Annotated in this window: 17 protein-coding genes; 12 read left to right on the top strand and 5 right to left on the bottom strand. The window is 51.7% G+C overall.

Going from position 1 to position 16,399, the window contains the following annotated elements; translation table 11 throughout:
• Window positions 1-579: DDE-type integrase/transposase/recombinase (locus MJO47_RS14660; RefSeq protein WP_253961853.1), on the bottom strand; the 579-nt coding region annotated here is incomplete at its 3' end.
• Between the two features lie 243 nt (window positions 580-822).
• On the opposite strand from MJO47_RS14660, the gene MJO47_RS14655 reads away from it, so the two are divergent.
• The 5 genes from MJO47_RS14655 to MJO47_RS14635 all read left to right on the top strand — a co-directional run bounded on the left by MJO47_RS14655 (window position 823) and on the right by MJO47_RS14635 (window position 4,768).
• Complete coding sequence (locus MJO47_RS14655) at window positions 823-1,311, top strand: hypothetical protein (RefSeq protein WP_253961852.1); 489 nt, start codon at window positions 823-825, stop codon at window positions 1,309-1,311.
• A gap of 161 nt (window positions 1,312-1,472) precedes the next feature.
• Window positions 1,473-2,996 carry an IS1182 family transposase gene (locus MJO47_RS14650; protein ID WP_253961851.1) on the top strand — a complete coding sequence of 508 codons (1,524 nt, stop codon included), beginning with the start codon at window positions 1,473-1,475 and terminating at the stop codon, window positions 2,994-2,996.
• 192 nt (window positions 2,997-3,188) lie between these two features.
• Complete coding sequence (locus tag MJO47_RS14645) at window positions 3,189-3,587, top strand: hypothetical protein (protein WP_253961850.1); 399 nt, start codon at window positions 3,189-3,191, stop codon at window positions 3,585-3,587.
• A gap of 124 nt (window positions 3,588-3,711) precedes the next feature.
• Complete coding sequence (locus tag MJO47_RS14640) at window positions 3,712-4,278, top strand: hypothetical protein (protein ID WP_253961849.1); 567 nt, start codon at window positions 3,712-3,714, stop codon at window positions 4,276-4,278.
• 127 nt (window positions 4,279-4,405) lie between these two features.
• On the top strand, window positions 4,406-4,768 hold the full coding sequence (locus MJO47_RS14635; RefSeq protein ID WP_253961848.1) for an SseB family protein: 363 nt from the start codon (window positions 4,406-4,408) through the stop codon (window positions 4,766-4,768).
• Between the two features lie 539 nt (window positions 4,769-5,307).
• Here MJO47_RS14635 and MJO47_RS14630 read toward each other — a convergent pair.
• Window positions 5,308-6,357, bottom strand: coding sequence for an IS110 family transposase (locus MJO47_RS14630; protein WP_253961847.1), 1,050 nt, complete (start codon window positions 6,355-6,357; stop codon window positions 5,308-5,310).
• Between the two features lie 212 nt (window positions 6,358-6,569).
• Between MJO47_RS14630 and MJO47_RS14625 the strand changes: the two genes are divergently transcribed.
• From MJO47_RS14625 to MJO47_RS14600, 6 genes are all read left to right on the top strand, one after another.
• Window positions 6,570-6,908, top strand: coding sequence for a hypothetical protein (locus MJO47_RS14625; RefSeq protein ID WP_253961846.1), 339 nt, complete (start codon window positions 6,570-6,572; stop codon window positions 6,906-6,908).
• Window positions 6,909-7,518: 610 nt separating this feature from the next.
• On the top strand, window positions 7,519-8,322 hold the full coding sequence (locus tag MJO47_RS14620) for a hypothetical protein (RefSeq protein ID WP_253961845.1): 804 nt from the start codon (window positions 7,519-7,521) through the stop codon (window positions 8,320-8,322).
• Window positions 8,323-8,471: 149 nt separating this feature from the next.
• Window positions 8,472-9,134, top strand: coding sequence for a hypothetical protein (locus tag MJO47_RS14615; RefSeq protein WP_253961844.1), 663 nt, complete (start codon window positions 8,472-8,474; stop codon window positions 9,132-9,134).
• Window positions 9,135-9,532: 398 nt separating this feature from the next.
• Entirely contained in the window at window positions 9,533-9,985 is a 453-nt protein-coding gene (locus MJO47_RS14610) for a hypothetical protein (RefSeq protein ID WP_253961843.1), read from the top strand.
• 157 nt (window positions 9,986-10,142) lie between these two features.
• Entirely contained in the window at window positions 10,143-11,048 is a 906-nt protein-coding gene (locus MJO47_RS14605) for a hypothetical protein (RefSeq protein WP_253961842.1), read from the top strand.
• A gap of 246 nt (window positions 11,049-11,294) precedes the next feature.
• On the top strand, window positions 11,295-11,741 hold the full coding sequence (locus tag MJO47_RS14600) for a GFA family protein (protein ID WP_371926688.1): 447 nt from the start codon (window positions 11,295-11,297) through the stop codon (window positions 11,739-11,741).
• A 77-nt stretch (window positions 11,742-11,818) separates the two neighbouring features.
• Here the strand turns inward: MJO47_RS14600 and MJO47_RS14595 are convergent, their stop codons facing one another.
• The 3 genes from MJO47_RS14595 to MJO47_RS14585 form a co-directional block, all read right to left on the bottom strand.
• Window positions 11,819-13,834, bottom strand: coding sequence for a copper-translocating P-type ATPase (locus MJO47_RS14595; protein ID WP_253961840.1), 2,016 nt, complete (start codon window positions 13,832-13,834; stop codon window positions 11,819-11,821).
• A 50-nt stretch (window positions 13,835-13,884) separates the two neighbouring features.
• Window positions 13,885-15,207 carry a magnesium transporter gene (mgtE, locus tag MJO47_RS14590; RefSeq protein WP_253961839.1) on the bottom strand — a complete coding sequence of 441 codons (1,323 nt, stop codon included), beginning with the start codon at window positions 15,205-15,207 and terminating at the stop codon, window positions 13,885-13,887.
• A 113-nt stretch (window positions 15,208-15,320) separates the two neighbouring features.
• A complete protein-coding gene (locus MJO47_RS14585; RefSeq protein ID WP_253961838.1) occupies window positions 15,321-15,980 on the bottom strand; it encodes a response regulator transcription factor in 660 nt (219 codons plus the stop codon).
• Between the two features lie 215 nt (window positions 15,981-16,195).
• Between MJO47_RS14585 and MJO47_RS14580 the strand changes: the two genes are divergently transcribed.
• A complete protein-coding gene (locus tag MJO47_RS14580; RefSeq protein ID WP_253961837.1) occupies window positions 16,196-16,369 on the top strand; it encodes a hypothetical protein in 174 nt (57 codons plus the stop codon).
• Window positions 16,370-16,399 lie beyond the last annotated feature (30 nt).

Here is a 16,399-nt window from a genome sequence, read left to right as displayed (position 1 = left end):
CTTCTGGCCGATACCGAGTTCGTTACAAGCCTTGACGAAAGCATGTTCGCCAGTGCCTTTAAATTCTTTGCCGTTGTCTGAGTAGGTGTATTCGATGGTGTAAGGGCATTCATCGACCACCTGACGCAGAAAGAGTTCGGCACTGTGTTGTGTCTTGTCCGGGAATACCCCTGCATAGAGTTCCCGGGAATAATCATCAATGGCGACGAACAGATACTCGCGTGGCAGCGTCTGATCTTCGCCCTTGATCAACGGGAGCCGCTTGCTGTCGAAGTGAACCAGCTCTCCAGGATATGATTTGTTGTAGCGTCTGGCTTCTCTTTTTCGTTTTTCTTCGAGTTCGCGCTCGACTTTAGCCAGCCGCTTCAGCCCATACTTGAGGCTACGAAAACGATCGTTGACACTCTTGCGGGGTACAAACTCCTGCTTCCTGGCCCGTGCGAGTATCTTGTAGATCGTTGGCCTCGAAACCCGGTAGAGTTCTGCCAGGCGACTGACCTTGTATTCGCCAGTCTGCCAAAGCTGCCAGATCTTCTGCCGATCATGAGGCGTTAACCGAATGTTTTTGTGCATGACCATGTTTACAAAATCCTCCCCTCGATATTATCGGATTCTGTAAACAACGCGTCAATTTCTTACAGCGTAGGGATGAAAGTTTTCTTTTGCGGGCCTGGCATTGGCAGGAGCTTGTGAATGCCTAGTCTTGTGATGGGAAATCCCTAATTTGCAACATCCCGAAATTACTGTAATTTTTAGCTGATATGACGGTAACCGGTATATCCGATATACCGGTTACCGCCTAATCCCTGTTAGGTTCCAAATATGACCAAAGCAAAAAAGATCACGCTGCTTATCTGTTCTCACCTCTTGGTGGCACTCATTTGTCTAGGAGGGGCTGCATATTGGTTTGATAGTCACCTTGTTGATGTACTTGAAAAAGGTAATGCATTTGCCACCGAAGCTGCACTTATAAGCCGATATGCAGCATTCGTTGAAACACAGCGCAGCAATGATTATCCAGAGGGTTACAAAGAAGCATTGCTGATATTCTCAGAGGCAGTTGATCAAACAAAAGAAATAGAATCACCAATGTTTACTGAGAAGTCCTACTACATAGACAAAACCTTAATTTATGTACGGCTTTCAAGAGTAGAAAATGAAACTGGCAATACCCAAAAGGCAAATGAATATTTATCCGAAGCTCAGATGTTTTGTGAAAATTCCGGATGGAAAGATTGCTCAAAAGACCACCTTATAGAAATTTCGGTGAAGCTCGAACAGAACAGTCTTTTTAGTAACAGCGGAACCTAACCACGCAATAAAGGCGGACGAAAAGTAGCGCGGTTGTTCTCGAAATGGTCTCTACTAGGCCGAACCGAAACGTCGTCGCCGCTTATCTCAGGCCGTTGAAGGTGTAGAAAAAGGCTGAAATGTGCTAGAATGCGGGCAATTTTTAGTCGTTAGGAGGGACGATGCCCCGCTTCAAAGAGTACAACATCCAACAAACAGTCATGGTGCCAGTCTCTTTTGATCGCCAGATACTACCCGGCACCTTCGAACATTCAGTCAACTACCTCGTCGACGAGAAACTCGATCTGAGTATCTTCGATTCCAAATTCAAAAATGATGATACCGGTCGCCCGGCTTATGATCCGGCCATCCTGCTGAAGATCGTCCTTCTGGCCTACTCTCGCGGCGTCACCTCCAGCCGCAAGATCGAAGCGCTGTGTCGTGAGAACGTTGTGTTCATGGCGATTTCCGCCGATAGCCGGCCCCACTTCACCAGCATCGCCAACTTCATCTCCGGCTGTCCCGAGCAGATCGCCAAACTGTTCCAGCAAGTCATCCTGGTCTGCGACGATCTGGGGCTGATCGGCCGGGAGATGTTCGCGGTCGACGGCTGCAAAATGCCTTCGAACGCCTCCAAGGAGTGGAGCGGCACGCGGGAAGAGCTGCGAAAAAAGGCGCAGAAGGTCGACAACGCGGTGCGCTACCTGCTGAAGAAGCATCGGGATGAGGATAAGAAGGGGAACGCCGAGGAGTCGATCCGGCGTCGTGAGCAGAAGCAGGTCGAAAAGCTGCTGGCCGCTAGCGACAAAATCGAAAAATTCTTGGCCAACAACGAGGAGCGTTTGGGGCGCAGCGGCAAGCCGGTCAAGAGCAACCTCACGGACAACGACAGCGCCAAGATGAAGACGGGCCACGGGGTGATCCAGGGGTACAACGGCGTCGCCGCCGTCGACGGCAAGCATCAGGTGGTGGTCGCCGCCGAGGCCTTCGGCAGCGGCGATGAACACGGCCTGCTGGAGCCGATGCTGGGGCAGGTAGAGCAGAACCTGGGCGAAAGTCCACTGGAAGACGCCAAGGTACTGGCGGACAGTGGCTACTGCAACCGGGAGTCCCTCGACTATCTCGAGCACAACCGGATTGACGGCTATATTGCCGACCACGGCTTTCGCTCCCGCGATCCGCGCTTTGCCGAGGCTGGCCGCTACAAGCCGGCCGCCACACCCCAAATCAGCCCCAAGGCGCGTTTCACAACCGAAGACTTTCAGGCTGACCTCGAAAAGCGCACCTGCATCTGTCCAGACGGCAAGGCGATGTGGCTAAAATGCGCCCAGGCCAAAATCGCCGGACGGCTCTTCATGCAGTTCCAGGCGCACCAGGCCAATTGCGACAGCTGCCACCTGCGCGCCCAGTGCCTGCGCTCGGTCCGCCAAAAAGGCGCCCGGCAGGCGAACATCCTGATCGAGAGGCTGCCGAAAAGCGCCGCGGGTTCACTGGTTCGGATGCGGCAAAAGATCGATTCCGCGCTGGGCCGTTCGATCTATGGGCACCGGCTGGGGATAGTCGAGCCGGTCTTTGCCAACATCCGGGAGATGCTCGGCCTGCAGCGCTTCACCCTGAGAGGAAAAACCAAAGTGAATGCCCAGTGGCAGTTGATGACCATGCTGCACAACCTGTTCAAGATCCACCGTTATGGCTTGGCGGTCTGAAAAACCACCCGGAGAACCCCAAAACAGACCTAAAAAGGGGCCAGGTTCGAATAATGGGTGTTATGGTAACTAAAACCCGCACCCTATAGGGTCTTTGAACCCGGTAAATCCCTGATAAGGAATTATGACTAAAAAGGCTGGGAAGGATTGCCGAGGACCCGGCTTTTTCTACAACCTCGTTAGGTTGAAAAAATGGAACCACAAGAAAACGACGATTTTTTCGACAAAATAATGCTGTTTTTTGCCAATTGGTCTCGTCCAATAGCTGAAGAGTTTTTCAAACTCCTACAGTGGTTATTCTTGATGTCGGCGTTGTCATTTCTCTCAATCAAATCTGATAATTACATTTTTGACGCATTGTTAATCTTGTCAGCAATCATGGTGTGGTTCTACATGATGTTTGGTTACAACAGTCTGTGGCACAATAAATTTCACACGCAATTTGCAAAAAAAGAAGACAGCATTAAATCAATGTTAAAAAATCACGCCGTTTGGTCATGCGGTGCTCTTTTAATAATTATTTTCACTTCCATATTTTTTTGTATCGCCAAAGTATTTGGGAAAGAGGCTGCACTTCTACTTTATAAATAAATCAACCTAACCCTTCGCTCCACACGGACGGTTGATACAGTGGTGGTTTTCGATAAAAGGTCTCTGCTATGCCAGTGGCACAGCGCCGCCGGTGAGCTTTACCGTTGGGCGGCAAGAAGGAATAATGAAGACATTTAAAAGATATATGTTCTGGTCATTGATCTTCTTCTTTGGCTTTATTGCAGGTGCGCTTGTCACAAGTTTGCTTGAGAGGGAAGTCCGCCCGACTTTTGTCAAATTGATCCGATCCGGTCTGAAAACCGAACAGGAATTTTTAGCGGCGAAGGCTGCTCGCGAAAACAGAAAGTTTGAGGCCGTCACTCACAGGTGGGTTGCTGTCAACGCTGAGTCTGATGATGGGTTCAGAATTTTTAGGGATGATCAAACTTATTACAATGATGAATCAATATTCTTCCCGTTCGCACTCTTAGTTTTCAAAAATATGAACTCAACAGAAAGTGTCATTAAGGGGCAAAAAATCGTTGAGGGTATTGACCGTGGCAAACTTGCGGTGGCTCTGGAGGAAATTGGTCAAAATGAATTAGCTCAAAAGGAATGGGGAAAAGCTCAATCTTTAAAAAACAACCAGCCAATAGAAGATATAAAAAGAAGCACCTATCTTTTGCTCGAACAAGAAAAATCTGATTTGCACTTGAGCGCTGAGCGCGCCGTCCTCGGCAACGACAAATAACCGCCCAACCAAATAATCAAGCGGACGGGTAAAACGCGGTGCTTCTCAACAAAAGTTCTGTGGTCCTCGCTGGCCTATCCGCCGCCGCTTATCACTACCGTTGGGCAGCAAATGAAAGGTGCGAATTTTGAATAAGTTAAATGATATACCCATCGACGAACTTGTCGAAAAGGCAGCCAAATTTAATGCATATGGTCCAAAGCTGCTCGCACGCCTTAGGGAGGTAGAGGTCTATTTCATTTCTGGGGAGCAAACGGACGGGCAAATAAGAATCCAAGAATTTATTGCACACAACAACAAACCATTTATTCCAATCTTCGCGAGTGAGGCATCATTCTTGGAAGCCAATTCTGGCTCAAGGTGGAGCGAACTTGGGGTGGCAGCAAAAATTGAAAATATCGTTGCTGGATTAGCAGATGATGACATGGTCATTATCAACCCACACAAGCAGAATTGCTTTCTGATGCCAGCGAAAATATTTAAGAAATGATTTGAGGCTTAAGAGCTTGCCCAACCCTTATCAGGCCCCCGGCCGTCAAGAGTAAAAAAGATCGATAACCTAAAAGAAGTCTCCTTTGGTTCTTTGACAAGCGACTGATCAACCAGAGCCCACCGGTTTCCGACTTGGGATTATCTTCTGGCTGCAGACGAATTCTGCTCCAAACACTTATCGAGGCTCTTTTTGCAGGGGCTCTTTTGAGGCCTCCCTGCCGCCTGGAATCACGCGCGTTCCCTTGTGCCGTCCCATTCAAGACATCGGGGTCCATCTGGTTTTGCCGATGGCCGCAGTTAGTTGCGGGATCGGGGAAGGGGCAGAATCCGGCGCTGGCCCTTTGGACCATCGCGCAAGTTATATGGGAGCGAGGCGGATCTCCAATCAATACAACCGGCTGATCGTGGGTGGCTGACTATCCGGCCTGGTTTAAGGGTTTTTCTCCCAGAAGTTTTCGCTTCATTTCGGCCGATCGGTTTCAGTCTGCCTTGAGGGTATCGCCAGTTAGAGGCTCAGGCTGATCCGCCCCCTCCGCTTCAGGTGCTCTTGCGCAGGAAAAGCTCCTGATCAAAAGGCACCTGATTCTTGAGCATGTAATAGACGGCTCTTCCCAGCCGGTGTGCGAGGATCGCCATGGCCTTGCCTTTGCCGTGCTTGCTGGCGAGTCTCTGCTTGACCTGTTGCGCCGGCGCGTTGCCCTTGAGCATCAGAACCACCGCTTCGCCAAAGGCCCAGCGCAGATGCGCGTTGCCAATCTTCTTGCCTGAGTGGCCGTAGTTTTTGCCGTTGGACTGCTTGGCCGGTTTGACCAATCGGCAGTAAGAGGCAAAATCCTGCTCGCGGGGAAAGCGTCCGATATCCTCGATCTCGTAGAGCATGACCATGCCGAGGATCTTTCCGACACCGGGGATGCTCTTAAGCAGAGAGAGATTGACTGGGTCGTGCCGTGTGGCCACTTTTTCGAGTTCCCGCTCCAATCGCTCCAGCAGCTGCTCATAATGCTCGATGGTCAGAAGATCGACCTCGACCATCCTGCGCACCACCGGATCGGGGAACTTGCTCAGCAGATCCCCCCGCTCGCTCGGCTTGGCGATGCGACCCAGAGGGGCGGGCAGGTTGTACTGAGTGGCGGTATTCTGGATATGGGCAAAGAGCTCGGCACGTTTACGAGCCAGATGGTTGCGGCGCCGGAGCAGATCACGGGTAGCACGCATCTCTTTGGGATAGACATAGGACAGCGGGAAGGAGCCGCCACGAAGCAGTACGGCGATCTTGTAGGAGTCGATCTTATCGTTCTTGGCTTTGCCGCCATGGATGGCCCGCATGTAGAGAGCATGGCCGAGGACGAAATCGATGCCTTCTTCAGCGCACAGATCGGCGAGCCAGTACCAGGTGAACATGCACTCGCAGCCGACCACCAGTCCTTTTCGATACGCTTTGATCAGTCGCAGGAATGCCTTGGGGCGAGTCGGGATGTTCTTATGAACGACCACCTCGCCGCTCGCATCGAGGATACAGACATACATGGCGTCGGCATGCAGATCGACGCCGCAATAAAATCGGTGCGCTTTGGTGTAGAATTTCATCGTGCAGGCTCCTTTCTTTGAGAAGGTTTGCGTTACTCAAAGAATACCGGACGGTCCGGTATTTACGGAGGGGGCCTGCACTAGTATCAACTTAATCAACCGGACGGAAAATACGTCTGTGCTAAATTGAAAAGCAAAATCTAAAATTGCGGTGGTGGCCGTAACTTTTCGTCGCCGCCGGTTATCATGAACCGTTAGCAGGCAAAAATGGAATGAGTAAAAATAGTTTCTTCTACAACCCACAATTCAGACTCATGGTTTACATTTTTTACTGCGCGTACTTTGGCTGCTTTAACCTTCTGACGTTGATCAGTACAAAGGTAGAAACAATTATTCATCGTTACGAAGAAGGTGATTCAATTGCATCAGGCATAATCGGCTTCACGTCAGGTCTAATTTTTACTGTCTTTTTCACATTATTGGCAGCGCACAAAATAGAATGGACAACTGAAAACATATTAAAAGTTCCAGCAGCCTACCTGCTTGCTAGTGCAATTGGGTGGCTAGCACTTGAAAAGCAGCGCTACTACGAAAACGAAGAAATAGACTAACACATCAATTTCACTGGCAAAAAGCCTGCTAACACTTATCAGGCCCCCGCGGGTCAAGAGTAAAAAAGTCCCTTAACGCAAAAGATTTCCCTTTCGTTCTTTGACAAGCGACTGATCAGCTTACGAGCCATCCGGTTTCTGGCTTGGGATTTATAACTGGCTGCAGACGAATTCTGCTCCAAACACTTATCGAGGCTCTTTTTGCAGGGGCTCTTTTGAGGCCTCCCTGCCGCCTGGAATCACGCGCGTTCCCTTGTGCCGTCCCATTCAAGACATCGGGGTCCATCTGGTTTTGCCGATGGCCGCAGTTAGTTGCGGGATCGGGGAAGGGGCAGAATCCGGCGATGGCCCTTTGGGCCATCGCGCAAGGTATATGGGAGCGAGGCGGATCTCCAATCAATACAACCGGCTGATCGTGAAGAAAACGGGAGAGTGTCCCTAATTTTCCCTGACTTTTCTTTATTTTTATTTGCGGTAGGATGAGTGGATTGAAAAAGCGTAGGGGTGAACGTTTTATTTTAACGGGCTTGGCAGGCATCAAAAAAACGGGGGGGATGTCCCTAGTTTTTAGTTTTTCGTTGGGGTGAAAGAACATCAGGGGGGCGATTCAATGCCAGACAAGGTTTTTCTCGAAACATATCCGCTATACCGTAAATTTAAAACAACTGTGCCAGGGCAGATGAACGGTTTAGCAAAACCGCGCATAAACATGGCATGCCCCGTATGCAAATCTTCCCAAACATTCGCAATGATCAATGAATATTGGGAAGGCTATGCGTACACCAACTTTCCCTCCGCCGGTAATGCAGTCCGGGCCAAATATTGCTGCACTCACTGTGAGAAGTGCGTTCGAGAGTTTTTGATATACATAGACCCTTCCTTGTCGTCCATGGCCAAGGTCGGCCAATGGCCGGCATGGGAGATCGAATCCGACCCCTTGATAGAACAAATGCTCGGCACCCACGCAGACCACTATAAAAAGGGCCTTGTTTGCGAGTCACAAAGCTACGGGATCGGGGCATTCGGTTATTACCGCAGAATTGTAGAAGAGATTATCGATAACCTCCTCGACGAGATACAAGCCCTGATGGGCGGTGAGGATCTCGTTCGGTTCAAGGCGGCCTTAGCGAAAACGAAGGACACTATCGTCACGCAGGAGAAGGTTGATCTCGTCAAGGATTTACTCCCCCCCATACTCCGCCCCGATGGCATGAACCCATTAAGTGTGCTGCATTCCGCGCTTAGTGAAGGCCTGCATGCCGAGAGCGACGAGAAATGCTTGGAGCAGGCAACTGTCGTGCGAGAGATACTGGTCTTTTTAGTGAATCAGGTCCACGCTAGTAAAGCATCGGCCAAGAGTTTTACTGAAGGTATGAGGAGGTTACTTGAAAAAAAGTCAGCCAAGTCACCCTAACAAATCGCCGAGCGGACTGATTATACGGTCTTGCTTCTCGAAAAATACGTGCCGCTCGATCTTTCGGTGGTCCGCCGCTCAGCCCACAGGTGTTAGCTCTACCGGGACATATGCTCGTAGCAAATAACGAATCTGAACTTGAGAACTTGTTGAGAAGCATTGAAATCTCAGTGCCTAGACGTTCCGAGGGGCGAACGAAGGAGCATGCTGAGCGTTATGCTATCGCTCATTTGCTTAGCGCGTTATTGGGAAAAGATCGGTTGTCGTATCCCCTTGAATTAATTCAGCGAGAACGCCCAGACTTTCTAATCAAAGAAAATGGCGTCCAGATAGGTATTGAGCATACTGAGGCTGTTCCGCAAAACTATGCTCACAAGACCGTATTAAGGTATAAGATTGCTGGTCCAAAAGTTTATTTTATATCGCGTCACCAGCCGGGTGAGCCTAGAAAACCCGCAAAAAAATTAATAGAAGAAATTCAAGCTAATCATTCTGGCCCAGGCTGGGAAGGTGATTCGGTTGAAAGAGAATGGACTGAGGCAATTCTTTATTTTGTAAAAAACAAGATTGAAACTCTTGCAAAAGAGGGGTTTGAAAAGTTTGAACGGAATTGGCTTCTTATCTATGACAATTGGCCCCTGCCAGCCCTTGACCGGAAAAAGATTGCACAGTTTCTTTTCCCGAAAATTATTGAATCTAACTGTTTCGATAACTTCGACAGTGTTTACGTTATCACTGGAAATATAGTTTTGGAGTTCTCAAATTCTGGTGTTGTACGGTATGAAATTAACAATTTGTGGAAAATAAGCTAACAAATGCGTAAACGCGGATTGCTTTTTCCGCTGCGTTCCAAAAGCAACCAGAGAAGCCAAAAGGGTCAGTCCTGACAAAAGGGGAAGCATAGAAAATAGCGTTCTCGGCTTTTTCCCAACGACAGTTGCCGAATAAAAGTCAAAGGCAATGAAGCAAGGCACAAAAATGGTCAGGCCTGAAAAATGGGTTTTTTCGCCTTGGAACTGCGGGCTACCCTGCAACAATCAAACAGAATAAGAAAATAGGGGATGTCCCTAATTTTTGTACGTTGACAGACGACAGATAGATTCAAGAGCCGTCAGAATGTAGTTTGGGCAACAACCCGTCAAGACCTGACCCCATGTGTTAGAGGACCCGGCTTTTTCTACAATCTCGTTAGGTCAATAAGGATGATTATATGCCCGCAGGCGACAATGAAATAACTTTTGGAAATATAATGCGAAGCAAATTTGGTAACACTTGCCTTAACGGAAAGCGTGTATTTAATCTGAAAATTCCAGGTCATGATAAGGTTACAATATCTGTCGATCAATCTATTATTCTAAAAGATGGAAGGACTGTTTTAATTGAAATTGATTCAGCAAATATGGCAAAGCTCGTCTCTGGTCAATATGCGCTTCTTAACGGTATGTACGATAATGACAGGTCAAAATGTCTGTTTTTAGTTTTACATTATTATGTTGCATACAACCCAAAAAGAACTATTAAAAACCTTAAGGCAATTCAGCACTTTAATGAAAATAGTGAATGGATTCCTTTTGCCGCTTACCATATTATCGAGTTCGAAAAATTGATTGACAGTGTTGATTCATTGGAAGAGCTTGTCGATAAAATATGGCCTAACAACTAAATGTCTTTAGACGAATAGTCAACCTGTGCACCCGGGGGGCGGGCTATTGGATAATCGCGATTCAGACGGCGTTTCCTGCTCCGGTCGGACCTTCGAGAATGGTATTTAATTTGCAGTGGTCTGCTGGACATCGCGATTTAAACCCAGGAGGCAAAACATGAACGGTATTTTCAGGATCTTTGGTACAATTTTTGTCACAGGTTTGGCCCTTAGCGCTCTCGTCGCCTGTGGCGGTGGAGGGGGTTCAGGGTCCGGGGTGACCTACGACGGAGTTGCCACCCAGGCGCTCATCAATGACACCAATGCGGAGCAACTGGCGATCGACGCGTACAACGGCGGCAATCTCAGCGACTCGCTGGTTGCGCCACTGTCCTACGGTGCAGACCAAGCCCAGGCCTTGGTCCCTCTTGCCACGCTGCTGGTCAATTCCCTCCCCCCCCTCGACTTCGCGCCGACGGTCCATGCCCAGGCGACGTCCTCCGAGGTGCTTTACGGGAGCTGCGGCGGCAGCGCCACGATGACTGTATCCGAGGGCTCCACCTCGGCCAGCGGCAGCATCGTCTACAGCAGCTATTGCGACGCCGGTGTGACCCTGAGCGGGTCCATATCCTTCACGGCCAGTGTCAACACCCAGACCGGCATCGTCTCCATGAGCATGCGGTTCGGAGAACTGACGACCGCAGAGGGGACCCTGTACGGCAATGTCTCCATGCGCTACAACTGGAGCGACCCCATGGCGCCTCTCAGCATGGGGATGGACATCGTCATCACGGATGCGATGGAGCAGACCTACTGGATCAAAGACTATAGCCTCGAAATCACGCCGGGCACGGGCCTCTATGACAGCGTGGAGTTTTCCGGCACCTACTACGACTTCGACCGGGGGTATGTCGCCATTACCACGACTACCCCGCTGCAGGTCGACAGTTTCACCGGGGTCCTGGAAGCAGGGAGCCTCCACTTTGCAGGCCGCGAAGGGACCTACGCCGACCTGGTAGCCAACGGCGGCGGCAACTTTACCCTGACCGTTTCCACCGGTACCATCATCAACGGAACGTTCTGATCCCCATTCTTCTGACCGGTCCCAAGGCCCCCCGGAACTCCGGGGGGCTCAGATTACTGACATGCCCCGTATTTTCAGATGCGGGGTTTGTCTTTTTGGTTTTCCTGTCGCGCAGAGAGTTTTGGTCTCGGTTAGGCAAGGATGGGCTTGACGGACAGCCTTTTAATGGGTGACCCCAAGCGTTGCCAACCAATATGACGGTTGCCGCTCTATCCGATATTTCCGGTAGCCGTCTGATCCCATTATGTGTACCAACGAAAAGAGGCTTTAGTGGACAAAAAGTATAGTGGCTCATGTTTGTGTGGTAGCGTTAAATTTGAAATTGAGGGAGATTTTGACTCTTTTTATCTCTGCCACTGCAAGCACTGCCAAAAAGATACAGGTTCGGCTCACGCAGCTAATCTCTTCTCTGAATCAGCGCGTCTAACGTGGTGTAAGGGGAAGGATTTGGTTAAAACCTATACCATTCCCGATACGCGGCATTCAAAAAGCTTTTGCCTTAATTGTGGTTCAGCGCTACCGAACCATTTCGAAAAATCCGGTTTTATTGTAGTCCCAGCTGGAAGCTTGGACTCGATAATTAACATTCGTCCGGACGCCCATTTATATGTTAGCAGTAAGGCGAACTGGGAACATGATTTGGACAAAATACCCAGTTTTGAAAAGTTGCCCAACAAAAGTTCAAACAAATAACACATATTTCAGGCGGACAGGCCAACAACTGTGCGCCCCGAAAAGGGCATCCGTTTCGCCTTGAAGGACGGCCACCATCATTTCAATTTAAGCATTCTGGCGTTTACCGCCACGATGACAGTCGATAGCGACATGATGAGCGCTCCCACCGCCGGCGAAATGACAATCCCCCAGCGCATGGCGACCCCGGCGGCCAGGGGGATGGCAACGACATTGTAACCGGTGGCCCAGATGAGGTTCTGTACGGTTTTGCTGTGGGTGGCGTGGGAGAGACGGAAGATATTGGCTACGTCCCGGGGATTGGAATGGACAAGGACGATATCCGCCGTTTCGATGGCCACATCGGTACCGGCCCCGACGGCGATCCCCAGATCGGCCTCCGCCAGCGCCGGCGCGTCATTGATGCCGTCGCCGGTCATGGCTACCTTGAAGCCTTTATCGCGCAGCTCCCTGACTTTTGCGGCTTTGTCCTCGGGGAGGACTTCGGCAAAATAATCGTCGATCTTCAACGTCTTGGCCACGGCGGCAGCTACTTCCTCCTTGTCCCCCGTCATCATCATGGGGCGGATTTCCATATCACGCAGGGTTTTAAGGGCCTCAGCCGATTCTTCACGAATCGTGTCCCCCAGGGCGATGGCGCCGACGGCGGTGTCGCCCTCGACCACAAACACCACGGTGCGGCCCTGGTCGTGGTGTTCCCGCAGAGACTCGGCATCGTATGAAATGTTGTTTTTATCCAGATAACCGGGGGCCATCACCCGGATCGACCGTCCCTCAACTTCTCCCTGAATACCCTGCCCCTTGATGGCTTCGAAATTCTGGACCTCGGGTACTTTAAGGTCGCGCTCGTTGACCTCTTGCATAATGCCGGCGGCGAGGGGATGTTCAGAGCGGCTTTCAAGGGCCGCGGCCAGTCGCAGGATGTCGTCCTCATCCTGATCCCCGAAGACGATGACACCGCCGACTTCAAATTTACCTTCGGTCAGGGTGCCGGTTTTATCGAAGACGACCACGTCGATATGGCGGGCGGCCTCAAAGGCGTTGCGCTCCCGGATCAGCAGGCCGTTCCTGGCCGCCAAGCTGGTGGAGGTGGCGACCACCAGAGGGATGGCGAGCCCCAGGGCGTGGGGGCAGGTGATGACCATGACGGTAACCATGCGCTCCATGGCGTCGACGAAGGGAGCGCCCAGAAGAAGCCAGGAGGCCAGCGTGATAACGCCGACGGTAACGGCAATGACCGTCAGCCAAAAGGCCGCCCGATCGGCAAGCCCCTGCGAGCGGGACTTGGATTCCTGGGCGGCGCGCACCGTTTCGATCACCTGGGAAAGAAAAGTCTCTTCGCCGACCTTCTCCGCTTCCACCGTCAGAGTGCCGTCACCGTTAATGGTGCCGCCGATGACTTCCTCGCCTTCTTCTTTTCGCACCGGGCGGGATTCGCCCGTCACCATCGATTCATCGACCCGGGAAGATCCTTCCCTGACCGTGCCGTCCGTGGGAATCTTTTCGCCGGGCTTGACCACGAACCGATCGCCTTTCTCGAGTTGGTCGACCGGCACGTCTTTCGTGGATCCATCTTCCTCCAGCCGGTGTGCTTCCGTCGGCATGAGTTTAACCAGCTCGTTGAGGGCCTGCGAGGCTCCCATGACCGATTTCATTTCGATCCAATGTCCCAGAAGCATGATGTCGATCAGGGTGGCCAATTCCCAGAAAAAAACCTTGCCCGCCAGGCCGAGGGCGACGGCGGCCGAATAGAAATAAGCCACGCTGATCGCCATGCCGATCAGGGTCATCATCCCCGGTTGCTGCTCTTTGATTTCGTCGTAAAGGCCGGTCAGAAAGGGTTTGCCGCCATAAAAATAAATCGCTGAAGAGAAAGCCAGCAGCACATAGTGATCGCCGGGAAAGGAGATGACCTGGGTGAGGCCGAAGAGGGACTGAAGCATCGGCGAGAGAATCAGGATCGGCACCGTCAGGATCAGGCTGATCCAGAAGCGCTGCCGGAAGTCGGCGGCCATCATGGCGTGATGGTTCTCATGCCCTTGATGCTCTTCATGCCCTTCGTGTTTGTTGTCGGTTTTAGATTCTTTGGTCATACGACACTCCCTTGGAATGAACAGGCTGCGCTCGGACAACCGTTTTCAGTTCACAGATTCAAAACCGCTTTCGCAATCAAAAAATAGACCAGCAGGCCGGTGGCATCGACGATGGTGGTTACAAAAGGCGCGCTGGCCACAGCCGGGTCGACGCCTAAGAAGCGGGCGGCCAGGGGCATCACCGAGCCGACCACGGAGGCCAGGGTGCAGATCGAAACCAGGGTTAACGAAACGACCAGCGCCAGGGCGTGGCCCGCATACAGGCTGACCGGCAGGTAACTGAGCAGACCCAGCATGGCGCCCAGCAGAAAGCCGACGCGCGCTTCCCGCAGGATCGTGCGAACAAAGTCGCTCGGCTGAACGTCGCCGACCGCCATGCTGCGCACGATAGTGGTGGAGGACTGAGCGCCGGCGTTGCCGCCAGTCCCGATGAGTAGCGGGATAAAGAGCGCCAGGCTGACCACCGTTTCCAGCGTCGACTCAAACAGGTTGAGCACCTGCACGGTCAGGGTGGCGGCAAAAATGAGCACCACCAGCCACAGCACCCGCGACTTGGCCAGACGAAAGTCCGAGACTGAAAAGTAGGGCCGACCCAAGGGCTCGGCCCCGCCGGCGCGGGCCAGGTCCTCGCCTTCTTCCAGGGTCAGCACATCCATGGCGTCGTCAATGGTCACGATCCCCAGCAGCAGACCATCCTCGTCAACGACCGGCACAGCCAGCATATCGGCCGCCTGCAGCAGGCGGGCGACTTCTTCCTGGTCAGCGCCCGGTTTTACGGCATGAGGGTCTTTGTGCATGATCTCAGCGACCTGCCGTTCAGGGGCGCCGAGCACCAAATCGCTCAGTTCGCACAGGCCGATCAACCGGTTTTGTTCATCCGTCACCGGCAAGGTGTGGACGGTTTCGGCTTTGCGGCCGTTTTTACGGATGTAGTCCAGCGCCTCTACGAGAGTCATTGCCGGGTGCAGGGCAAGAAATTCCGGGCTCATGATGCGCCCGGCCGACTCTACCGGATAACTGAGCAGCTGATTGGTAAGACGCCGTTCCTCAGGGCTCAGTTCCGCCAGATATCCGTCCACTACCTCAGCGGAGAGTTCATTGAACAATCGAGCCCGGTCGTCGGGGTCGAGCTCTTCCACCAGGAAAACGGCGTGTTCCCGCTCTGCAATCGACAACATCCGCTCCTGCTGGGCGACATTGAGCTGTTTGAAAATATTCAGTGACAGCTCCCGGTTAATCTGCCGAAAAATAGCCTCCTGTTGAGTGGGGTCCAGGTGAGCCGTTTCTTCAGCGATCTGCAGCGGCGTTTTGTCCCTGAGCCAGGCGTTGATTTCACCGGGATTTGAAAATTTGCAGGTCTTTTCCGTCTTCAACGTGGCCTCCGGAGAAAAACAGATGGGCCCGGCTGGTGATAGCCGGGAAGAGAATCAGGGTCCGCTGCGCAACATGCGGCCGGCTCTGATAAAGGGGCTGAAGATGAGTTGACTTACTGGACGCGGATTACCCCGAGCTGAATCGCGTATTGAGCCATCTGTGCCGCATTCGCCAGGTTCAGTTTTTTCTTGACCGCCGCGCGGTGCTTGGCGACGGTTTTTGGGCTGATATATAAAATCTCGGAAATATCCATCGTTTGGCGGCCCATGGCCAGCAGTCGGAAAACCTGTTTTTCGCGTGTGCTTAAGGCTTGATACTTGCCTAAAGAATCGCTCCCCTCGTCCCGGTGGGCCAAATAAAAATTGACAATGGCTGGATTCAGGGCCGCACTCAGTGCATAGCCGCCGCCATGCACTTCATGGATAGCGGCGACGAGTTCGGAAATCTCGGCACATTTGAGAAGGTATCCGCGCGCTCCCGCTTTTAAGGCACGATAAACGGCGACCTCTTCGTCCTGTTCCGTGAAAATGACGATTGGCAGCTCTTTCCGCTCCTCCAGGTAAAGACGGATGGCCTCCACACCATCCATGTCCGGCAGATGCAGATCCATGACAACCACATCGATTGCCCGCTCGCGCAGCCACTGAAGGCCGGTTGTCCCGTCAGAAGCAGTCGCCGAAACCTCAATGTCGCTATGCCTTTCAAGCAGCAGTTCGAGACCGGCCCCTACGACGGGGTGCTGATCCACTATCAGAAGATGTAGCGTGCTCAACTTATGCTCCTTAAAAACGGCCGAAGGAAAGTAAATCTATCTGAAGAAGTAGATTGCTACCCTAAAGAGTAGCATTTTGCTCATTGCTGGCCATGCCTGAATGGGTAAACTTTATCATCGTCCCGTCGTTTGGCCAGTTCCTCATGCGATTCGAAAAGATCGTTGGCAGGCAATGGAGAAACGCCAAAACAGAAATCAACGAAAGGAGGCGTGAAATGTCAGAATACAAAGACAGATTCAGTGATGCGTCGGAAGAACAAAGCAAAAAATCAGCCTTTGTTTGCGAGAGCTGCAAAACCGAATACAGTAAGGAAGATGCTAAGAAAAAAGGCCAAACCTGTTGCGGTCGGTCGATGAAGGAACTGGTTCAGGAGGGTTTCGGGCCTTAAATCGACTCAGAATAGGGCAATACCTGCAAT

This window comes from Desulfuromonas sp. KJ2020 (assembly GCF_024197615.1).
GTDB lineage: Bacteria > Desulfobacterota > Desulfuromonadia > Desulfuromonadales > SZUA-540 > SZUA-540.
The sequence above is the reverse complement of the archived record's forward strand: the minus strand, read 5'-3'. Positions and strand labels throughout refer to the sequence as shown.

Excerpts from the sequence above, each read along its gene's own strand:
- MJO47_RS14625 (WP_253961846.1), top strand. The coding sequence starts at position 6,570 with ATGAGTAAAAATAGTTTCTTCTACAACCCACAATTCAGACTCATGGTT.
- MJO47_RS14655 (WP_253961852.1), top strand. The coding sequence starts at position 823 with ATGACCAAAGCAAAAAAGATCACGCTGCTTATCTGTTCTCACCTCTTG.
- MJO47_RS14640 (WP_253961849.1), top strand. The coding sequence starts at position 3,712 with ATGAAGACATTTAAAAGATATATGTTCTGGTCATTGATCTTCTTCTTT.
- MJO47_RS14580 (WP_253961837.1), top strand. The coding sequence starts at position 16,196 with ATGTCAGAATACAAAGACAGATTCAGTGATGCGTCGGAAGAACAAAGC.
- MJO47_RS14605 (WP_253961842.1), top strand. The coding sequence starts at position 10,143 with ATGAACGGTATTTTCAGGATCTTTGGTACAATTTTTGTCACAGGTTTG.
- MJO47_RS14645 (WP_253961850.1), top strand. The coding sequence starts at position 3,189 with ATGGAACCACAAGAAAACGACGATTTTTTCGACAAAATAATGCTGTTT.
- MJO47_RS14610 (WP_253961843.1), top strand. The coding sequence starts at position 9,533 with ATGCCCGCAGGCGACAATGAAATAACTTTTGGAAATATAATGCGAAGC.
- MJO47_RS14595 (WP_253961840.1), bottom strand. The coding sequence starts at position 13,834 with ATGACCAAAGAATCTAAAACCGACAACAAACACGAAGGGCATGAAGAG.
- MJO47_RS14620 (WP_253961845.1), top strand. The coding sequence starts at position 7,519 with ATGCCAGACAAGGTTTTTCTCGAAACATATCCGCTATACCGTAAATTT.
- MJO47_RS14650 (WP_253961851.1), top strand. The coding sequence starts at position 1,473 with ATGCCCCGCTTCAAAGAGTACAACATCCAACAAACAGTCATGGTGCCA.
- MJO47_RS14630 (WP_253961847.1), bottom strand. The coding sequence starts at position 6,357 with ATGAAATTCTACACCAAAGCGCACCGATTTTATTGCGGCGTCGATCTG.